Annotated in this window: 13 protein-coding genes; 3 read left to right on the top strand and 10 right to left on the bottom strand. The window is 62.0% G+C overall.

Features of this window, described 5'->3' with window-relative positions; genetic code table 11:
• Window positions 1-26: 26 nt before the first annotated feature.
• Entirely contained in the window at window positions 27-2,633 is a 2,607-nt protein-coding gene (gene leuS, locus AB4O09_RS04805) for a leucine--tRNA ligase (protein ID WP_003205876.1), read from the bottom strand.
• Window positions 2,634-2,936: 303 nt separating this feature from the next.
• On the opposite strand from leuS, the gene AB4O09_RS04810 reads away from it, so the two are divergent.
• Together AB4O09_RS04810 and AB4O09_RS04815 are read left to right on the top strand one after the other, a co-directional pair.
• The gene (locus AB4O09_RS04810) at window positions 2,937-3,257 is read left to right on the top strand and encodes a hypothetical protein (protein WP_027912065.1); all 321 of its coding nucleotides are present in this window, start codon (window positions 2,937-2,939) and stop codon (window positions 3,255-3,257) included.
• Window positions 3,258-3,360: 103 nt separating this feature from the next.
• Window positions 3,361-4,122 (top strand): YdcF family protein, encoded by a 762-nt coding sequence (locus tag AB4O09_RS04815; protein ID WP_460107973.1) that lies wholly within the window; start codon window positions 3,361-3,363, stop codon window positions 4,120-4,122.
• A 143-nt stretch (window positions 4,123-4,265) separates the two neighbouring features.
• Here AB4O09_RS04815 and lnt read toward each other — a convergent pair whose 3' ends face one another.
• The 5 genes from lnt to miaB form a co-directional block, all read right to left on the bottom strand.
• Window positions 4,266-5,789, bottom strand: coding sequence for an apolipoprotein N-acyltransferase (lnt, locus tag AB4O09_RS04820; protein ID WP_460107974.1), 1,524 nt, complete (start codon window positions 5,787-5,789; stop codon window positions 4,266-4,268).
• Window positions 5,790-5,816: 27 nt separating this feature from the next.
• The gene (locus AB4O09_RS04825) at window positions 5,817-6,656 is read right to left on the bottom strand and encodes an HlyC/CorC family transporter (protein ID WP_003205870.1); all 840 of its coding nucleotides are present in this window, start codon (window positions 6,654-6,656) and stop codon (window positions 5,817-5,819) included.
• Window positions 6,657-6,696: 40 nt separating this feature from the next.
• Complete coding sequence (gene ybeY, locus AB4O09_RS04830) at window positions 6,697-7,155, bottom strand: rRNA maturation RNase YbeY (RefSeq protein ID WP_053125636.1); 459 nt, start codon at window positions 7,153-7,155, stop codon at window positions 6,697-6,699.
• Window positions 7,148-8,158 carry a PhoH family protein gene (locus tag AB4O09_RS04835; RefSeq protein ID WP_003205867.1) on the bottom strand — a complete coding sequence of 337 codons (1,011 nt, stop codon included), beginning with the start codon at window positions 8,156-8,158 and terminating at the stop codon, window positions 7,148-7,150. The genes ybeY and AB4O09_RS04835 overlap by 8 nt, the downstream gene beginning before the upstream one ends.
• A gap of 238 nt (window positions 8,159-8,396) precedes the next feature.
• Complete coding sequence (miaB, locus tag AB4O09_RS04840) at window positions 8,397-9,725, bottom strand: tRNA (N6-isopentenyl adenosine(37)-C2)-methylthiotransferase MiaB (protein ID WP_460107976.1); 1,329 nt, start codon at window positions 9,723-9,725, stop codon at window positions 8,397-8,399.
• A 133-nt stretch (window positions 9,726-9,858) separates the two neighbouring features.
• Between miaB and AB4O09_RS04845 the strand changes: the two genes are divergently transcribed.
• Window positions 9,859-10,188 carry a DUF1820 family protein gene (locus AB4O09_RS04845; protein ID WP_460107979.1) on the top strand — a complete coding sequence of 110 codons (330 nt, stop codon included), beginning with the start codon at window positions 9,859-9,861 and terminating at the stop codon, window positions 10,186-10,188.
• A gap of 140 nt (window positions 10,189-10,328) precedes the next feature.
• On the opposite strand, the gene AB4O09_RS04850 is transcribed toward AB4O09_RS04845, so the two are convergent.
• The 4 genes from AB4O09_RS04850 to AB4O09_RS04865 form a co-directional block, all read right to left on the bottom strand.
• On the bottom strand, window positions 10,329-10,883 hold the full coding sequence (locus AB4O09_RS04850; RefSeq protein ID WP_460107982.1) for a tetratricopeptide repeat protein: 555 nt from the start codon (window positions 10,881-10,883) through the stop codon (window positions 10,329-10,331).
• A gap of 217 nt (window positions 10,884-11,100) precedes the next feature.
• Entirely contained in the window at window positions 11,101-12,384 is a 1,284-nt protein-coding gene (gene hemL / locus AB4O09_RS04855) for a glutamate-1-semialdehyde 2,1-aminomutase (protein WP_003205861.1), read from the bottom strand.
• A gap of 29 nt (window positions 12,385-12,413) precedes the next feature.
• Window positions 12,414-13,040, bottom strand: a complete 627-nt coding sequence (thiE, locus tag AB4O09_RS04860) for a thiamine phosphate synthase (RefSeq protein ID WP_027912068.1) — start codon at window positions 13,038-13,040, stop codon at window positions 12,414-12,416.
• Window positions 13,041-13,057: 17 nt separating this feature from the next.
• A complete protein-coding gene (locus AB4O09_RS04865) occupies window positions 13,058-13,855 on the bottom strand; it encodes a hydroxymethylpyrimidine/phosphomethylpyrimidine kinase (protein ID WP_003205858.1) in 798 nt (265 codons plus the stop codon).
• Window positions 13,856-14,123 lie beyond the last annotated feature (268 nt).

The raw sequence follows: 14,123 nt of genomic DNA on the forward strand, positions 1-14,123 counted from the left end.
CAGGCTCAAGCCCGCGCCCGATCCAATTAGCTTGCGACGATGTTGACCAGTTTGCCGGGTACGACGATCACTTTGCGAATCGTCAGGCCATCGACAAAGCGCAGCACGTTTTCGTTGGCCCGCGCAGCGGCTTCGACTTCTTCGCGAGTGGCGGCGGCCGGCATTTCGATCTGGCCGCGCAGCTTGCCGTTGACCTGGATGACCAGGGTCAGGCTGTCCTGCACCAGCGCGGTTTCGTCCACCACCGGCCAGCGTGCGTCAATCACCGGGTCGGCGTGACCCAGTTGATTCCACAGCTCGTGGCTGATGTGTGGGGTGATCGGCGCGAGCAGCAACGTCACGGCTTCCAGGCCTTCGTGAACCAGAGCGCGATCCTGTTCGGTGCCTTGCGCGGCTTTTTCCAGCACGTTCATCAACGTCATCACCTGGGCGATGGCGGTATTGAATTTGTGGTTCTGGCCGACGTCATGGCTGGCTTGCTTGATGGCCAGGTGGATCGAGCGGCGAATGGCTTTCTGCTCGTCGTTCAGGCTGGCAACGTCCAGTTTCCCCGGCAGGCCCTGGGTGACGTGGGCTTGCGCCAGGCGCCAGACGCGCTTGAGGAAACGGTGCGAACCCTCGACGCCGGAATCGGACCACTCTGCGCTCATGTCAGGTGGCGAGGCGAACATCATGAACAGGCGGCAGGTGTCTGCGCCGAACTGGTCGATCATCGACTGTGGGTCGACGCCGTTGTTCTTCGACTTGGCCATTTTCTCGGTGCCGCCGATTTCCACCGGCAGGCCGTCGGCGATCAGCTTGGCGCTGATGACCTTGGCCTTGCTGTCGCGTTCGAGTTCGACGTCGCTCGGGTTGAACCAGGTGTAGGCGCCGTTGGCTTCGCGACGATAGTAAGTCTCGGCGATCACCATGCCTTGGGTCAGCAGGTTCTTGAACGGCTCGTTGGAACTCACCAGGCCTTCGTCACGCATCAGCTTGTGGAAGAAGCGTGCGTAGAGCAGGTGAAGAATGGCGTGTTCGATGCCACCGATGTACTGGTCCACTGGCAACCAGTGGTCAGCCGCGGATTTTTCCACCAGGCCGCCTTGATAGTGCGGCGAGGCGTAGCGCGCGTAGTACCAGGACGACTCGACGAAGGTGTCCATGGTGTCGGTTTCACGCTTGGCCGGTGCGCCGCATTTCGGGCAGCTGCACTCATAGAACTCGGGCATGCGCGCCAGGGGCGAACCGGCGCCGTCGGGTACGACGTCTTCCGGCAGGACCACGGGCAGTTGATCTTCCGGCACCGGTACGTCGCCGCAGGTATCGCAATGCACGATCGGGATCGGGCAGCCCCAGTAGCGCTGGCGGCTGATGCCCCAGTCCCGCAGGCGGAACTGGGTGCGCGAGGCGCCGAGGTTTTTCTTGATCAGGGCGACTTCGATGGCATCGAACGCGCCAGGGAAATCCAGGCCGTTGAACTCACCGGAGTTGATCAGCTCGCCGTGTTCGCCGTAGGCGTCCTGCCAAGGTTCGGGGGTCTGGTCGCCGGCGCTGGTGCGCACGACAGCTTTGACCGGCAGGTTGTACTTGTGGGCGAATTCGAAATCGCGCTCGTCGTGGGCCGGCACCGCCATGACAGCGCCGTCGCCGTAGTGCATCAGCACGTAGTTGGCGACCCACACCGGCAGTTTCTCGCCGGTGAGCGGGTGCTCGACGAACAACGAAGTCGGCAGGCCTTTCTTCTCTTGGGTGGCGACGTCGGCTTCGGCGACGCTGCCGCCTTTGCATTCGGCGATGAACGCCTGCAGCTCAGGGTTGTTCCGTGCCGCCAGGGTGGCCAGCGGATGCTCGGCGGCCACGGCCACATACGTGGCGCCCATCAGGGTGTCCGGGCGGGTGGTGAAGACTTTCAGGGTGCCGGCTTCGCCAATGGAGGCGACGTCGTACGGGAACTGCACTTCCATGCCCCGGGACTTGCCGATCCAGTTGCGCTGCATGGTCTTGACCTGCTCGGGCCAACCGGTCAGTTCGTCGAGACTCTCCAGGAGTTCATCCGCGTAGGCGGTGATCTTGAAGTAGTACATCGGGATCTCGCGCTTTTCGATCAGCGCGCCGGAGCGCCAGCCGCGACCGTCGATCACTTGCTCGTTGGCCAGTACGGTCTGGTCCACCGGGTCCCAGTTCACGGTGCCGTTCTTGCGGTAGATCACGCCTTTTTCGAACAGGCGGGTGAACAGCCATTGTTCCCAGCGGTAGTAGTCGGGCTTGCAGGTGGTGACCTCGCGGGACCAATCCACCGCCAGGCCCAGGCTGCGCAGCTGGGTTTTCATGTAGGCGATGTTTTCGTAGGTCCACTTGGCGGGGGCCACGTTGTTCTTCATCGCGGCGTTTTCCGCCGGCATGCCGAAGGCGTCCCAACCCATGGGTTGCAGGACGTTCTTGCCTTGCATGCGCTGGTAGCGGGAGATCACGTCGCCGATGGTGTAGTTGCGCACGTGCCCCATGTGTAGCTTGCCGCTGGGGTAAGGGAACATCGACAGGCAGTAGTACGTCTCCTTGCCTGGCTGTTCACTGACTTCAAAGGACTTTTGCTCGTCCCAGAACGACTGGGCGGCGGCTTCGATTTCACGGGGCTGGTAGTGTTCGTGCATGGCTACTTTTGTACTGAATGGGGTGGCCCAATCCTCTTCGTTGCCATGCTGGACGCAGACGACGCCGAATGCGGCGTTTTCGATGCCCAGCCAAGCTGGAAGTGGAGTTACAGGAAGCGCCGTAGCATACATGACCGCGCTCTGCCGAGGGAAACCCTGATTGCTGCCGAACCACCGCCGAGCCACTGCCGATCATCGGCGATGACCCGTGTTCAGGGCCGTTGGTCGCGGCGCCCTGCCGGTTTGCCCAGCGAAGCTAAGCTTCTCAATGGGGAGTGAGTCTTATCTTCAATGAGGTGAGGGATGGTTGAATCACAACGAAAAGTCGCTACACCTGAGTTGTACGAAAAACTGATCGATCGTCTCGGGGTGGCCCTGGACGCTGCAAGAACCGCCGGTCGCTTGCGTGATGAACGCCCGGTAGAGCTGGAACTGCGAGGCTTGAGCCCCGCGGAGTTCGAACTGGTCGAGGCTTATCTCGAACAGGTCGGACATCAAACCTCCACCAGTGAGGCCCAGGTACTCAAGCGTCTCGATGCGCCCCGTTCGGCCAAGGTTGTGTGGCTCAAGGACCGGACGCCTGATAAGGATGCTGTAAGGATCCGGTCGCTGCAGTTCAAGTAAAGCCGGATTCACGCGTGTCGCTTTTTTTGGTTCAAGGCTTTTTCGAATCTGTTGTCGCTTTGCGTCAACCCACTTAGGCTTCGGGCATCTATGGAGATGCCCGATGCCGTTTCGCTATTTCATCAAACAACTTCTATTGCCGCCCGGCATTCTTTTGCTGCTGTTGGTGCTCGCCTGGTGGTGGCGCCATTCTCGGCCGCGCCTGGCCCGGCTGTGTTTCGCCGTGGGCCTGGGCGGTTTCTGGTTGATGAGCCTGCCGGTGGTGGTGCAGTGGAGCGCCAAGGCATTGGAGCGTGAGCCGCCGCTGCTGCGCAGTGAATGGGCAACCCTGGCCCAGCGTGCCGACGCCATCGTGGTGCTGGGATCCGGTCGCGAGCGCGGCGACCTGGCCTGGGGCGCCGACCAGCCCACCGGTGTCGGCCTGGAGCGCCAGCGTTATGCGGCGCGGCTGGCCAAGGCGTCGGGCTTGCCCGTGCTGACCACCGGCGGCTTGCACTACGGCACCCCACCCAGCGAGGCCAAGTTGATGGCCGACTCGATGCTGGATGATTTCGGCGTCAACGTGCGCTGGCAGGAAGGACGTAGCCGCACCACTTGGGAAAACGCCCAGATGAGCGCCGAGATCCTGTTGCCTGAAGACATCAAGCGGGTCGTGGTGATCACCCAGGCCTGGCACATGCCGCGGTCGGTCTGGAGTTTCGAGCGCGCGGGGTTTGAAGTGGTGCCGGCGCCAGTGGGTTTCCTGGGGCAGGACAATGCCCGACCGTTGGGCGGCTGGATGCCGGAGTTCAAGTCGATCTGGCAATCCGGGCAGTTGATGAATGAGGCGGTGGGGCTGGTGGGGTATTGGTTGTTCTACCGCTGAGGTGTTACCGGATCATTCCCACGCTCCTGCGTGGGAATGCCTCAAGGGACGCTCTGCGTCCCAAATCGGGCTGGCGTCTGCTGCCAATGTGACGCGGAGCGTCACAGGCTGCATTCCCACGCGGAGCGTGGGAACGATCAACCTTAAACCGTCCTGGCCATCCGTCCCGCCATCAACGCCCAGCCCAGCAGCAACGCGCACAAGATGATCAGCGGCCATGAGCGCCATTGCAGATAAGGCGTCAGGTCGTGCATCGGCACCACTTCGCCATAGAGGATGCCGCGCTCGAATTGCGGGATCTGTGCGGTGATCTGGCCGAAGGGGTTGATCAGCCCGGTCACGCCGTTGTTGGTGGCGCGGATCATCCAGCGGCCGGCTTCCAGCGCGCGCATCTGGGCCATTTGCAGGTGTTGCAACGGGCCGATCGAGGTGCCGAACCAGGTGTCGTTGCTGATGGTCAGCAGCAGGTCGCTGCGCGCTGACAAGCTGGCGGCAAATTCCGGGTAGACCACTTCATAGCAGATGAACGGCGCGATCTGGTAACCCTTGGCTTGCAGCAACGGCTGGTCGGCCGGGCCCCGGGCGAAGTCCGACATGGGCAGGTCGAAGAAGGCGATCAGGCCGCGCAGGATGTCCTGTAGCGGCACGTATTCGCCGAACGGCACGAGTTTTTGCTTCAAGTAAGTGCCGTCACCTTCGCCGGTCACGGTAATGCCGTTGTAGTAACGCTTCTCGTGGCGCACCAGTTGGCGAATCGGCACACCGGTAATCAACGCCGAATGCCGCTCGGCGGCGAAGCCGCCCATCATGTCCAGGTAACCCTGGGCAGACTCCTTGAGCACCGGTACTGCGGTTTCCGGCCAGATCAACAGGTCGACGCGCTTGGACGCAAAGCTCATGTCGCGGTACAGCGCCAACTGCGCGTTGAGCTGCTCGGGGTCCCACTTCATGCTTTGTTCGATGTTGCCCTGGATCGCCGCGACGCTCAGCGGGGCGCCCGAAGGGCTGGTCCAGGCATGGCCCTTGAGGGCCAGGCCGGCCACCCATGGGCCGATCAGCAGCACCACGCCCGCGGCGATAAAGCCTTTGCGCCCGGTGCGGATCAACCGGGGCGCGTTGTATAGCAGCGCGGCGGTCAAGGCCAGGGTGAAGGAAATCAGCCACATTCCGCCCAGCGGCGCGAGGCCGGCCAGCGGGCCGTTGAGCTGGCTGTAACCGGAATACAGCCAGGGGAACCCGGTGAGGAACCAGCCGCGGAAGGCTTCCTGGCCCAACCACAGGGCGGCGAACGCCAGGGCATCGGCCAACGGCGCTTCGTTGCGGCGCAGCCAGCGCGCCCAGAGCCAGGCGGGCAGGGCGAAGAACCAGGCGATGGCGGCGATGAACAGCAGCATCAACAACCCGGCGAGCAGCACCGAGGCGCCGCCGAAGTTATGGATGCTGACGTAGATCCAACTGGTGCCGGCACCAAACAGGCCAAAACCGAAACACCAGCCTCGGCCCAGGGCCTGGCGTGGCGAGAGTTCGCGCAGCCCGGCGTAGAACAAACCGACCGCCAGCAATGCCAGCGGCCAGAGGTCGAACGGCGCCAGGGCCAGGGTGGTGATCGCACCGGCCGCCATGGCCAGCAGGTTACCGGGCCAGCCGGGGCGGGTTATCCAGCGCATTTTTGTCCTTAGCGGGTCTCGCAGGGGTTATCGGCCAATGGGCGAAAGGCGCAGCAAGTGAATCCGACGGCTGTCGGCATTCAGGATGCGGAAGCGCCAGGAGCCGATTTCCGTGGTTTCGTTGCGCTTGGGCAGGTGCCCGAAAGCACTCATCACCAGGCCGCCGACGGTGTCGAACTCATCGTCGGAGAATTGGCTGTCGAAGAATTCGTTGAAGTTCTCGATCGGCGTCAGGGCCTTGATCAGGAAGTCGCCGCTGGGCAGGGGCTTGATGTAGCTGTCTTCCTCGACGTCGTGCTCGTCCTCGATGTCGCCGACGATCTGCTCGAGCACGTCTTCGATGGTGACCAGGCCGGCCACGCCGCCGTATTCGTCAATGACGATGGCCATGTGGTTGTGGTTGGCGCGGAATTCACGCAGCAGCACGTTCAGGCGCTTGGACTCGGGCACGAAGGTGGCCGGGCGCAACAGGTCCTTGATGTTGAAGCTGTCGCCGTTCTCCTGAAGGATCAGCGGCAGCAGGTCCTTGGCCAGCAGCACGCCCATGACGTCGTCATGGCTTTCGCCGACGACCGGATAGCGCGAGTGAGCGGAGTCGACCACGGCGGGCAAAAATTCGCGAGGGGTCTGGGTCGCCTTGATGCTGACCATCTGCGAGCGCGGGACCATGATGTCCCGGACCTGCAGGTCAGCGACCTGGATGGCGCCTTCGACAATGGCCAGCGCTTCGCTGTCCAGCAGTTTGTTCTGGTGTGCATCGCGCAGCAGCTCCAGCAGCTCCTGGCGGTTTTTCGGCTCATGGGCAAAAGCCTGGGTGAGCTTGCCCAGCCATGACTTCTGCCCGTTGCTCGATCGATCTTCGCTCATAGCGATTACTCTGAATCCTTTGTCGTTACAGGTTGATGTATCAGTGTTCGTCGCCGGCGTAGGGGTCGGGATGACCCAGCTCTGCAAGCAACGTTCGTTCCAGTGCTTCCATTTCTTCGGCTTCGTCATCTTCTATATGGTCGTAACCCAGTAGATGCAAGCAGCCGTGAATCACCAGATGGGCCCAGTGGGCCTCAGGGGGCTTGTCTTGTTCCGCTGCTTCACGCTCCACCACCGGGACGCAGATCACCAGGTCGCCCAGCAGTGGGATGTCGAGCAGTTCGTCAGGCACATCGGCGGGGAACGACAGCACGTTGGTGGCGTAGTCTTTCTGCCGCCAGGTGTGGTTCAGTTCACGGCCTTCGGGTTCGTCCACCAGGCGGATCGTCAGCTCCGAGTCGGCACTGCGCTGGCGCAGGGCCAGTTCGCACCATTGGCGGAACTGGGCTTCGCTGGGGGCGGCGTGTTCGCACGCCACTTGCAGGTCGAGTTCAAGCATTGTGGCGATTGCCTTTGCTTTCGGCCGAGTCTTCATCGGCGCGATTCTCGAAACGCTCGTAGGCTTCGACAATGCGTTGCACCAACGGATGGCGCACGACGTCCTTGGGCATGAAGTGCGTGAAGCTGATGCCCGGCACGTCCTTGAGGACCTGGATCACATGGTTCAGCCCGGACTTGGTGCCACGGGGCAGGTCGACCTGGGTGATGTCCCCGGTGATGACGGCGGTGGAGCCGAAGCCGATCCGGGTCAGGAACATTTTCATCTGCTCGACCGTGGTGTTCTGGCTTTCGTCGAGGATGATGAAGCTGTTGTTCAGCGTCCGACCACGCATGTAGGCCAGTGGCGCGACCTCGATGACCTGGCGCTCGATCAGCTTGGCGACATATTCGAAGCCGAGCATTTCATACAGCGCGTCATAGAGCGGGCGCAGGTACGGGTCGATCTTCTGGGCCAGGTCGCCGGGCAGGAAACCGAGTTTTTCGCCCGCTTCGACCGCCGGTCGCACCAGCAGGATGCGCCGCACCTGTTCACGTTCCAGCGCATCGACGGCGCAGGCCACGGCCAGGTAGGTCTTGCCGGTACCGGCTGGGCCGATGCCGAAGTTGATGTCGTTGCCCAGGATTTCCTTCACGTAGCGCTGCTGATTCAAGCCGCGAGGGCGAATCATGCCTTTTTTCGTGCGCAGGGCCACGGCCGGTTCCGACGGGGCGTGGTTGTCGAGTTCTTCGACAGCCGACTCCTGCAGGAACAGGTGGACCGTATCCGGCGACAGCTCGCTCCCCTTGGTTTCCCGGTAGAGGCGGCGCAGCAGGTTTTCCGCGGAGGTGGTGTGCTTGGGTTCGCCGATCAGTTCGAACTGGTTTCCGCGGTTGCGGATCTCGATGGCCAGGCGCTGTTCGATCAAGCGCAGGTGCTCGTCGAATTGCCCGCACAGATTGGCGAAGCGGCGAGCCTCAAAGGGCTCGAGAATAAAGCGATGTGGTTCGATGGGTGCGTTCAAGGTCGTTTTTAGCCGCCCGGGGGCAATTAAGGTGAAATCAAGGATAACGCCAGTAGGCTGGGTGCGAAAGCTCTTAAACAGGCGAATCTGATCACAGGGTTGGCACAACCCATTGTGGGAGCAAGGCTTGCCCGCGATCAAGGCGCCGCGGTCTTCAGTGAGATTGCGGTGCTTCTATCGCGGGCAAGCCTTGCTCCCACAGGTCTTGCTTGCACAGACAATAGTGTTTTTTAGCAGGTTACTGGATCAGCGAACCGCGCAGGGAGTGCGGTTGCGCGGCGTCGATGTGCACGTCGGCGAACTGGCCGATCAGGGCCGGGGTGTCGCAGCGGAAGTTGACGATGCGGTTGTTTTCGGTCCGTCCTTGCAACTCGCCCGGGTCCTTTTTCGAGTAATCGGTCACCAGAATCCGCTGGACGGAGCCGACCATTTGTCGGCTGATCTCGAAACCTTGCTGGTTGAGACGATGTTGCAAGGCGTTGAGCCGTTCCTTTTTCAGCTCTTCGGGCGTGTCGTCCGCCAGGTCGGCCGCCGGAGTGCCAGGGCGCTGGCTGTAGACGAACGAATAGGAGAAATCGAAGCCCACGTCTTCGATCAGCTTCATGGTCTGCTGGAAGTCTTTCTCGGTTTCGCCAGGGAAGCCGACGATAAAGTCCGAGCTGATGCAGATCCCCGGCACTGCCGCGCGCAACTTGCGCAGCTTGGATTTGTACTCCAGCGCCGTGTGGTTGCGCTTCATGGCCGCAAGGATCCGGTCGGAGCCCGATTGCACCGGCAGGTGCAGGTGCTTGACCAGTTCGGGGACTTCGGCGTGGGCCTGGATCAGGCTTTCGGAGAACTCCAGCGGATGAGACGTGGTGTAGCGGATGCGGTCGATGCCATCCACTGCCGCCACGACGCGGATCAGTTCGGCGAGGTCCGCCAGGCGCCCGTCATGGGTCAGGCCGCGATAGCCGTTGACGTTCTGCCCCAGCAGGGTCACTTCGCGCACACCGTGTTCCGCCAAGTGGATGATCTCGGCGATCACGTCGTCGAACGGCCGGCTGACTTCTTCGCCGCGGGTGTAGGGCACCACGCAGAACGTGCAGTACTTGCTGCAACCTTCCATCACCGACACGTAGGCACTTGGGCCGTCGATGCGCGGTTCGGGCAGGTGGTCGAATTTTTCGATTTCCGGGAACGAGACGTCCACTTGCGGCAGCTTGGTGCTGCGCGCGGCGTCGATCATCTCCGGCAGGCGGTGCAAGGTCTGCGGGCCGAAGACCACGTCCACGTAGGGTGCGCGATCACGAATGGCCGCGCCTTCCTGGCTGGCCACGCAACCGCCCACGGCGATGACCATCTCCGGGTTGGCCAACTTCAGTTCGCGCCAGCGGCCGAGCTGGGAATACACCCGGTCCTGGGCGCGTTCGCGAATCGAGCAGGTGTTGAGCAGGATCACGTCCGCGTCTTCAGCGCGGGCGGTGACTTCCAGGGCCTGGTGTTCACCCAGCAGATCGACCATGCGCGAGCTGTCGTACTCGTTCATCTGGCAACCGTGGGTTTCGATGTAAAGCTTCTTGGCCATGGACGGGATCATCACGTGATTCAAAGAACCGCGCATTATAGAGAACAAGTCCCTGGGTTCCCACCGCTGTGCGAGCAGTGGCTATGCTATAGTTCGCGCCCTCATTTTTACCCGCCGATGTGTTTCGCCAGCCATGACCAAACGTGAAGCTCCAATCTACAAGGTGATTTTCCTCAACCAGGGCCAGGTGTTCGAAATGTACGCCAAGCAGATCTATCAAAGTGATCTGTGGGGTTTCCTGGAAGTGGAAGAGTTCGTCTTTGGCGAGCGCACGCAAGTGGTCGTCGATCCGAGCGAGGAAAAGCTCAAGGCGCAGTTCGAAGGCGTGGTGCGCAGCTTCGTGCCAATGCATTCGATCGTGCGCATCGACGAAGTCGAACGCCTGGGCACCCCGAAAATCAGCGAAGCCCGCGGCGCGATCGGCAATGTGATGCCGTTTCCGATGCCGATGCCTGAGAAGTAGGATTCAAGATCGGGTTGCTCCCAATCGCGAGCAAGCTCGCTCCCACAGTGGGGCTTTGTGAACACAAGATTTGTGTACACCAGCGATCCAGTGTGGGAGCGAGCTTGCTCGCGATGAGGCCATCAAGGCCTGCGCAATAATCAGGGCAGAGGTGAGAAGGGCGTACGCCCATCGGCGTTCTGCAATTCCATCAGGTATTTGCGAAAGATCTGCCCCAGCACCTGGGTTGCCACTTCCAATTCGTCACGGGGCATTTGCTCGGCGACTTCGTCGGCGGTGTCCAGGGCTTCTTCGGCGCCGTTGACCGCGGCCATCTTCAGGACGATATAGGCCTGGACGTTGTTGGCCGGCACGCCCTCGCCATGGAAGAACATGTCGCCGAGCTTGAATTGCGCCTGGGCATGGCCTTGCAGCGAGGCTTTTTCGAAGTAGTCGAGGGCTTTTTTGAGGTCGCGCGGCGCAGCCTTGCCTTCGTAGTAGAACTCGCCCAACTCGTATTGCGCTTGTGCATCACCTGCGTCCGCCGCTTTTTGACAGGCGTCGAGTGCCGGTGCGAGATCTTGTGGCTGGGTATTGAGCGTGCAACGGCCCAGCGCCGGGATCAACAACGAGTTACCGCCTGCCTGTGCATTCGCGAGCAGGGGCTGAAGGAGCAACAGGCAGCCCAAGGCAAGGGTGCGGCCGGTGCGGTTCATGGGAATCGACTTACCTCTGAGGGGCGCGCGGACCCTCCGGGGGATCCAATAAGCGCGCATTATGAAATAAGCAGGGCCATCCTTACAAAGTCTTTACTCGTTTTTCTGCTGCGAGGGAATGCTAATAGCTGCTTCGGGCATAAATACGTAGGAAAAAGGCGGGAGGTTGTCGGCAATCACTGACGCCAGCTTCAGCCAGCGTCAGTTATCCACAGGCTTATTTCAGCGCAGCAAAGGCCCGTTCGGCCGCATCGAGGGTGATCTTCAGCTCGGTCTCGCCATGGGCGATGGAAGTGAAGCCGGCTTCGAATGCGCTCGGCGCCAGATACACGCCGCCGTCGAGCATCAGGTGGAAGAAGCGCTTGAAGCGGTCGGCGTCGCTGGCCATCACGTCTTCGAAGGTGACGATGTCATCGGCGCCACTGAAATACAGGCCGAACATGCCGCCGGCCTGGGTGGTCACGAACGGAATGCCTGCCGCGTCGGCACGAACCTGCAAGCCGTCGAGCAGGCGGGTGGTGTAGTCGGTCAGTTCGGCGTGGAAGCCCGGGCGGCTGATCAGGCGCAGTGTGGTCAGGCCGGCGGCCATGGCCAGCGGGTTGCCCGACAAGGTGCCTGCCTGGTAGACCGGGCCCAGCGGCGCGATGCATTCCATGATCTTGCGCTTGCCGCCGAAGCAGCCCACCGGCATGCCGCCACCGATGATCTTGCCGAAGGTGCTCAGGTCCGGCGTGACGCCGTAATGGGCCTGGGCGCCGCCGAGGGCTACACGGAAACCGGTCATCACTTCATCGAAAATCAACACCACGCCATGCTGGTCGCAGAGGCTGCGCAGGCCTTCGAGGAAACCCGGTGCCGGCGGTACGCAGTTCATGTTGCCGGCCACTGGCTCGACAATGATGCACGCCACTTCCTGGCCGACTTCGCCGAGCATCTTCTCGACTTCTTCAAGGTCGTTGAACGGCAGGGTCAGGGTGTGTTTGGCGAACGCTGCCGGTACCCCGGCCGAGCTCGGCACGCCCTGGGTCAGTGCGCCGGAGCCGGCCTTGACCAGCAGGCTGTCGGAGTGGCCGTGGTAGCAGCCTTCGAACTTGATGATGCTGTCGCGACCGGTGAAGCCCCGCGCCAGGCGGATCGCGCTCATGGTCGCTTCGGTGCCGGAGCTGACCATGCGCACCATTTCCATCGACGGCACGATCGAGCAGACCAGGTCGGCCATCTCGGTTTCCATCGCGGTCGGAGCGCCGTAGGACAGGCCGTGTACCAGTTGCTTGCGCACCGCATCCAGCACGTCCGGATGGCTGTGGCCGAGGATCATCGGGCCCCAGGAACCGACGTAATCCACATAGCGTTTGTCGTCTTCGTCGGTGACGTACGCGCCTTCGGCGTGCTTGAAGAACAGCGGGGTGCCGCCGACGCTCTTGAACGCACGAACGGGCGAGTTCACGCCGCCGGGGATGTGTTTCTGGGCATCGGCAAACAGGGTTTCGGAACGGGACATGGTTGGGCTCTCGAAAACGGAAAAATGGACTATTTGATCTGCAGCAGCTCGTTGAAGGCGCGGGCGCGGCGCGTCACTTCAGTGGTGCTGTCGGCGCCGAACAGGCCGTGGACCACCGCCAGCAGGTCGACCCCGTGGGCCACTAGCGGGGCGGCGTTGTCCAGGGTGATGCCGCCAATGGCGCACACCGGAACATGCAGTTTGAGGTGCGCCTGTTCGAGCAGTTCAAGGTTTGCGCTGGGGGCGCCGGGCTTGGTGTTTGAGTTGAAGAAACGCCCGAACGCGACATAACTGGCGCCTTCGCTGGCGGCCTGTTCGGCCAGTGCCAGGCTGGCGTGGCAGGTGGCACCGACGATCGCCTTGTGCCCGAGCAGTGCCCGCACTGGCGCCAACGGGCCATCGGTCTGGCCCAGGTGCACACCGACGCCCAGGCGTGCGGCCAATTCTGCGTCGTCGTTGATGATCAACTGGGTCTTGTAGCGCTCGCACAGGTTGCGCAGTGCTTCGGCTTCCCGCAGGCGGCGGGCCTCGTCGCTGCTTTTATCACGGTATTGCAGCAGGGTGACGCCACCTTCCAGCGCCGCTTCCACATAAGCGAGGAACTTGCCGGCCAGCAATTGGCTATCGGTGATGGCGTAAAGGCCACGTAATTTCATTCCACAGGCCTCCGGTACTACGAGCAGAAATCCAGCGGCAGGCGACGCGGCACGAACTGGCCTTTGCCCAGTTGTTCGGCATCGCGCAAGGTGCGCCAGGTGTAATCCAGTGCCGTCTTGACGGCGCTGGCGAGCTGTTCGCCCTGGGCCAGCCGACCGGCCAGGGCACTGGCCAGGGTGCAGCCGGAACCGTGGTAACTGCCGGGCAGACGCTGGCAGGTAAAGGTTTCGCGCCCGCCGTCGCGGCTGTACAGGCGATTATGGACTTCATGTTCGTCGCCGTGACCACCGGTGATCAACAGGTGTTTGACGAAGGGCAGCAGTTTTTCCGCGCACTCGTCGGCGCTGCCCTCGGGCAGTTCGGCGAGGATGCGCGCTTCAGGCAGGTTGGGGGTGGCGATGATTGCCAGGGGCAGCAGGCGTTCGCGCATGGCGTAGCCGACCTCATCCTTGCCCAGGCGCCCGCCACCGCCGGCGCGCAGCACCGGGTCGCAGACCATGGGCAGGTGCGGGTGCGCCTGGAGCAGTTCGACCACCGTGTCGACCATTTCCAGTGAGCCAAGCATCCCCAGCTTGACCGCTGCCACCTGGGCGTCGTTGAGCACGGCATTGGCTTGTGCCAGCACCCACTCTCGGTCGAGCACTCGGAAATCGCTGACGTTGACGGTGTCTTGCACGGTCAATGCGGTAACGGCAGGGGCGGCATGACAACCCTGGGCAAGCAGGGCTTCGATATCTGCCTGCAAACCGGCGCCACCACTGGGGTCGTGGCCGGAGAGACAGAGGACAACGGGGCGAGAGCTGTAGATATTCATGGTGCGCGAGCTTACCACCAAACCTCTTTTATCGGTGGTCGGACTCAGAGGGTTTTATGCGCAGTCGCTTGCGGGTGGATGCTTTTTTGCCCCGTCATTTGCCGACCTGAACAACACAACAGCTCTATCTCAATGCTTTGCTCTGAAACGCCCGTTCTAGAGCCTTTTGTAGGAAAAAATTCAATGGTGCAAATTGGCCATCAGCGGCTATGCTAGAGATGGATCCAACTCATAACAGGTAATGCCGGTTTTACGTCTACTCAGGGAA

Source organism: Pseudomonas sp. H1_F01 (genome assembly GCF_054681425.1).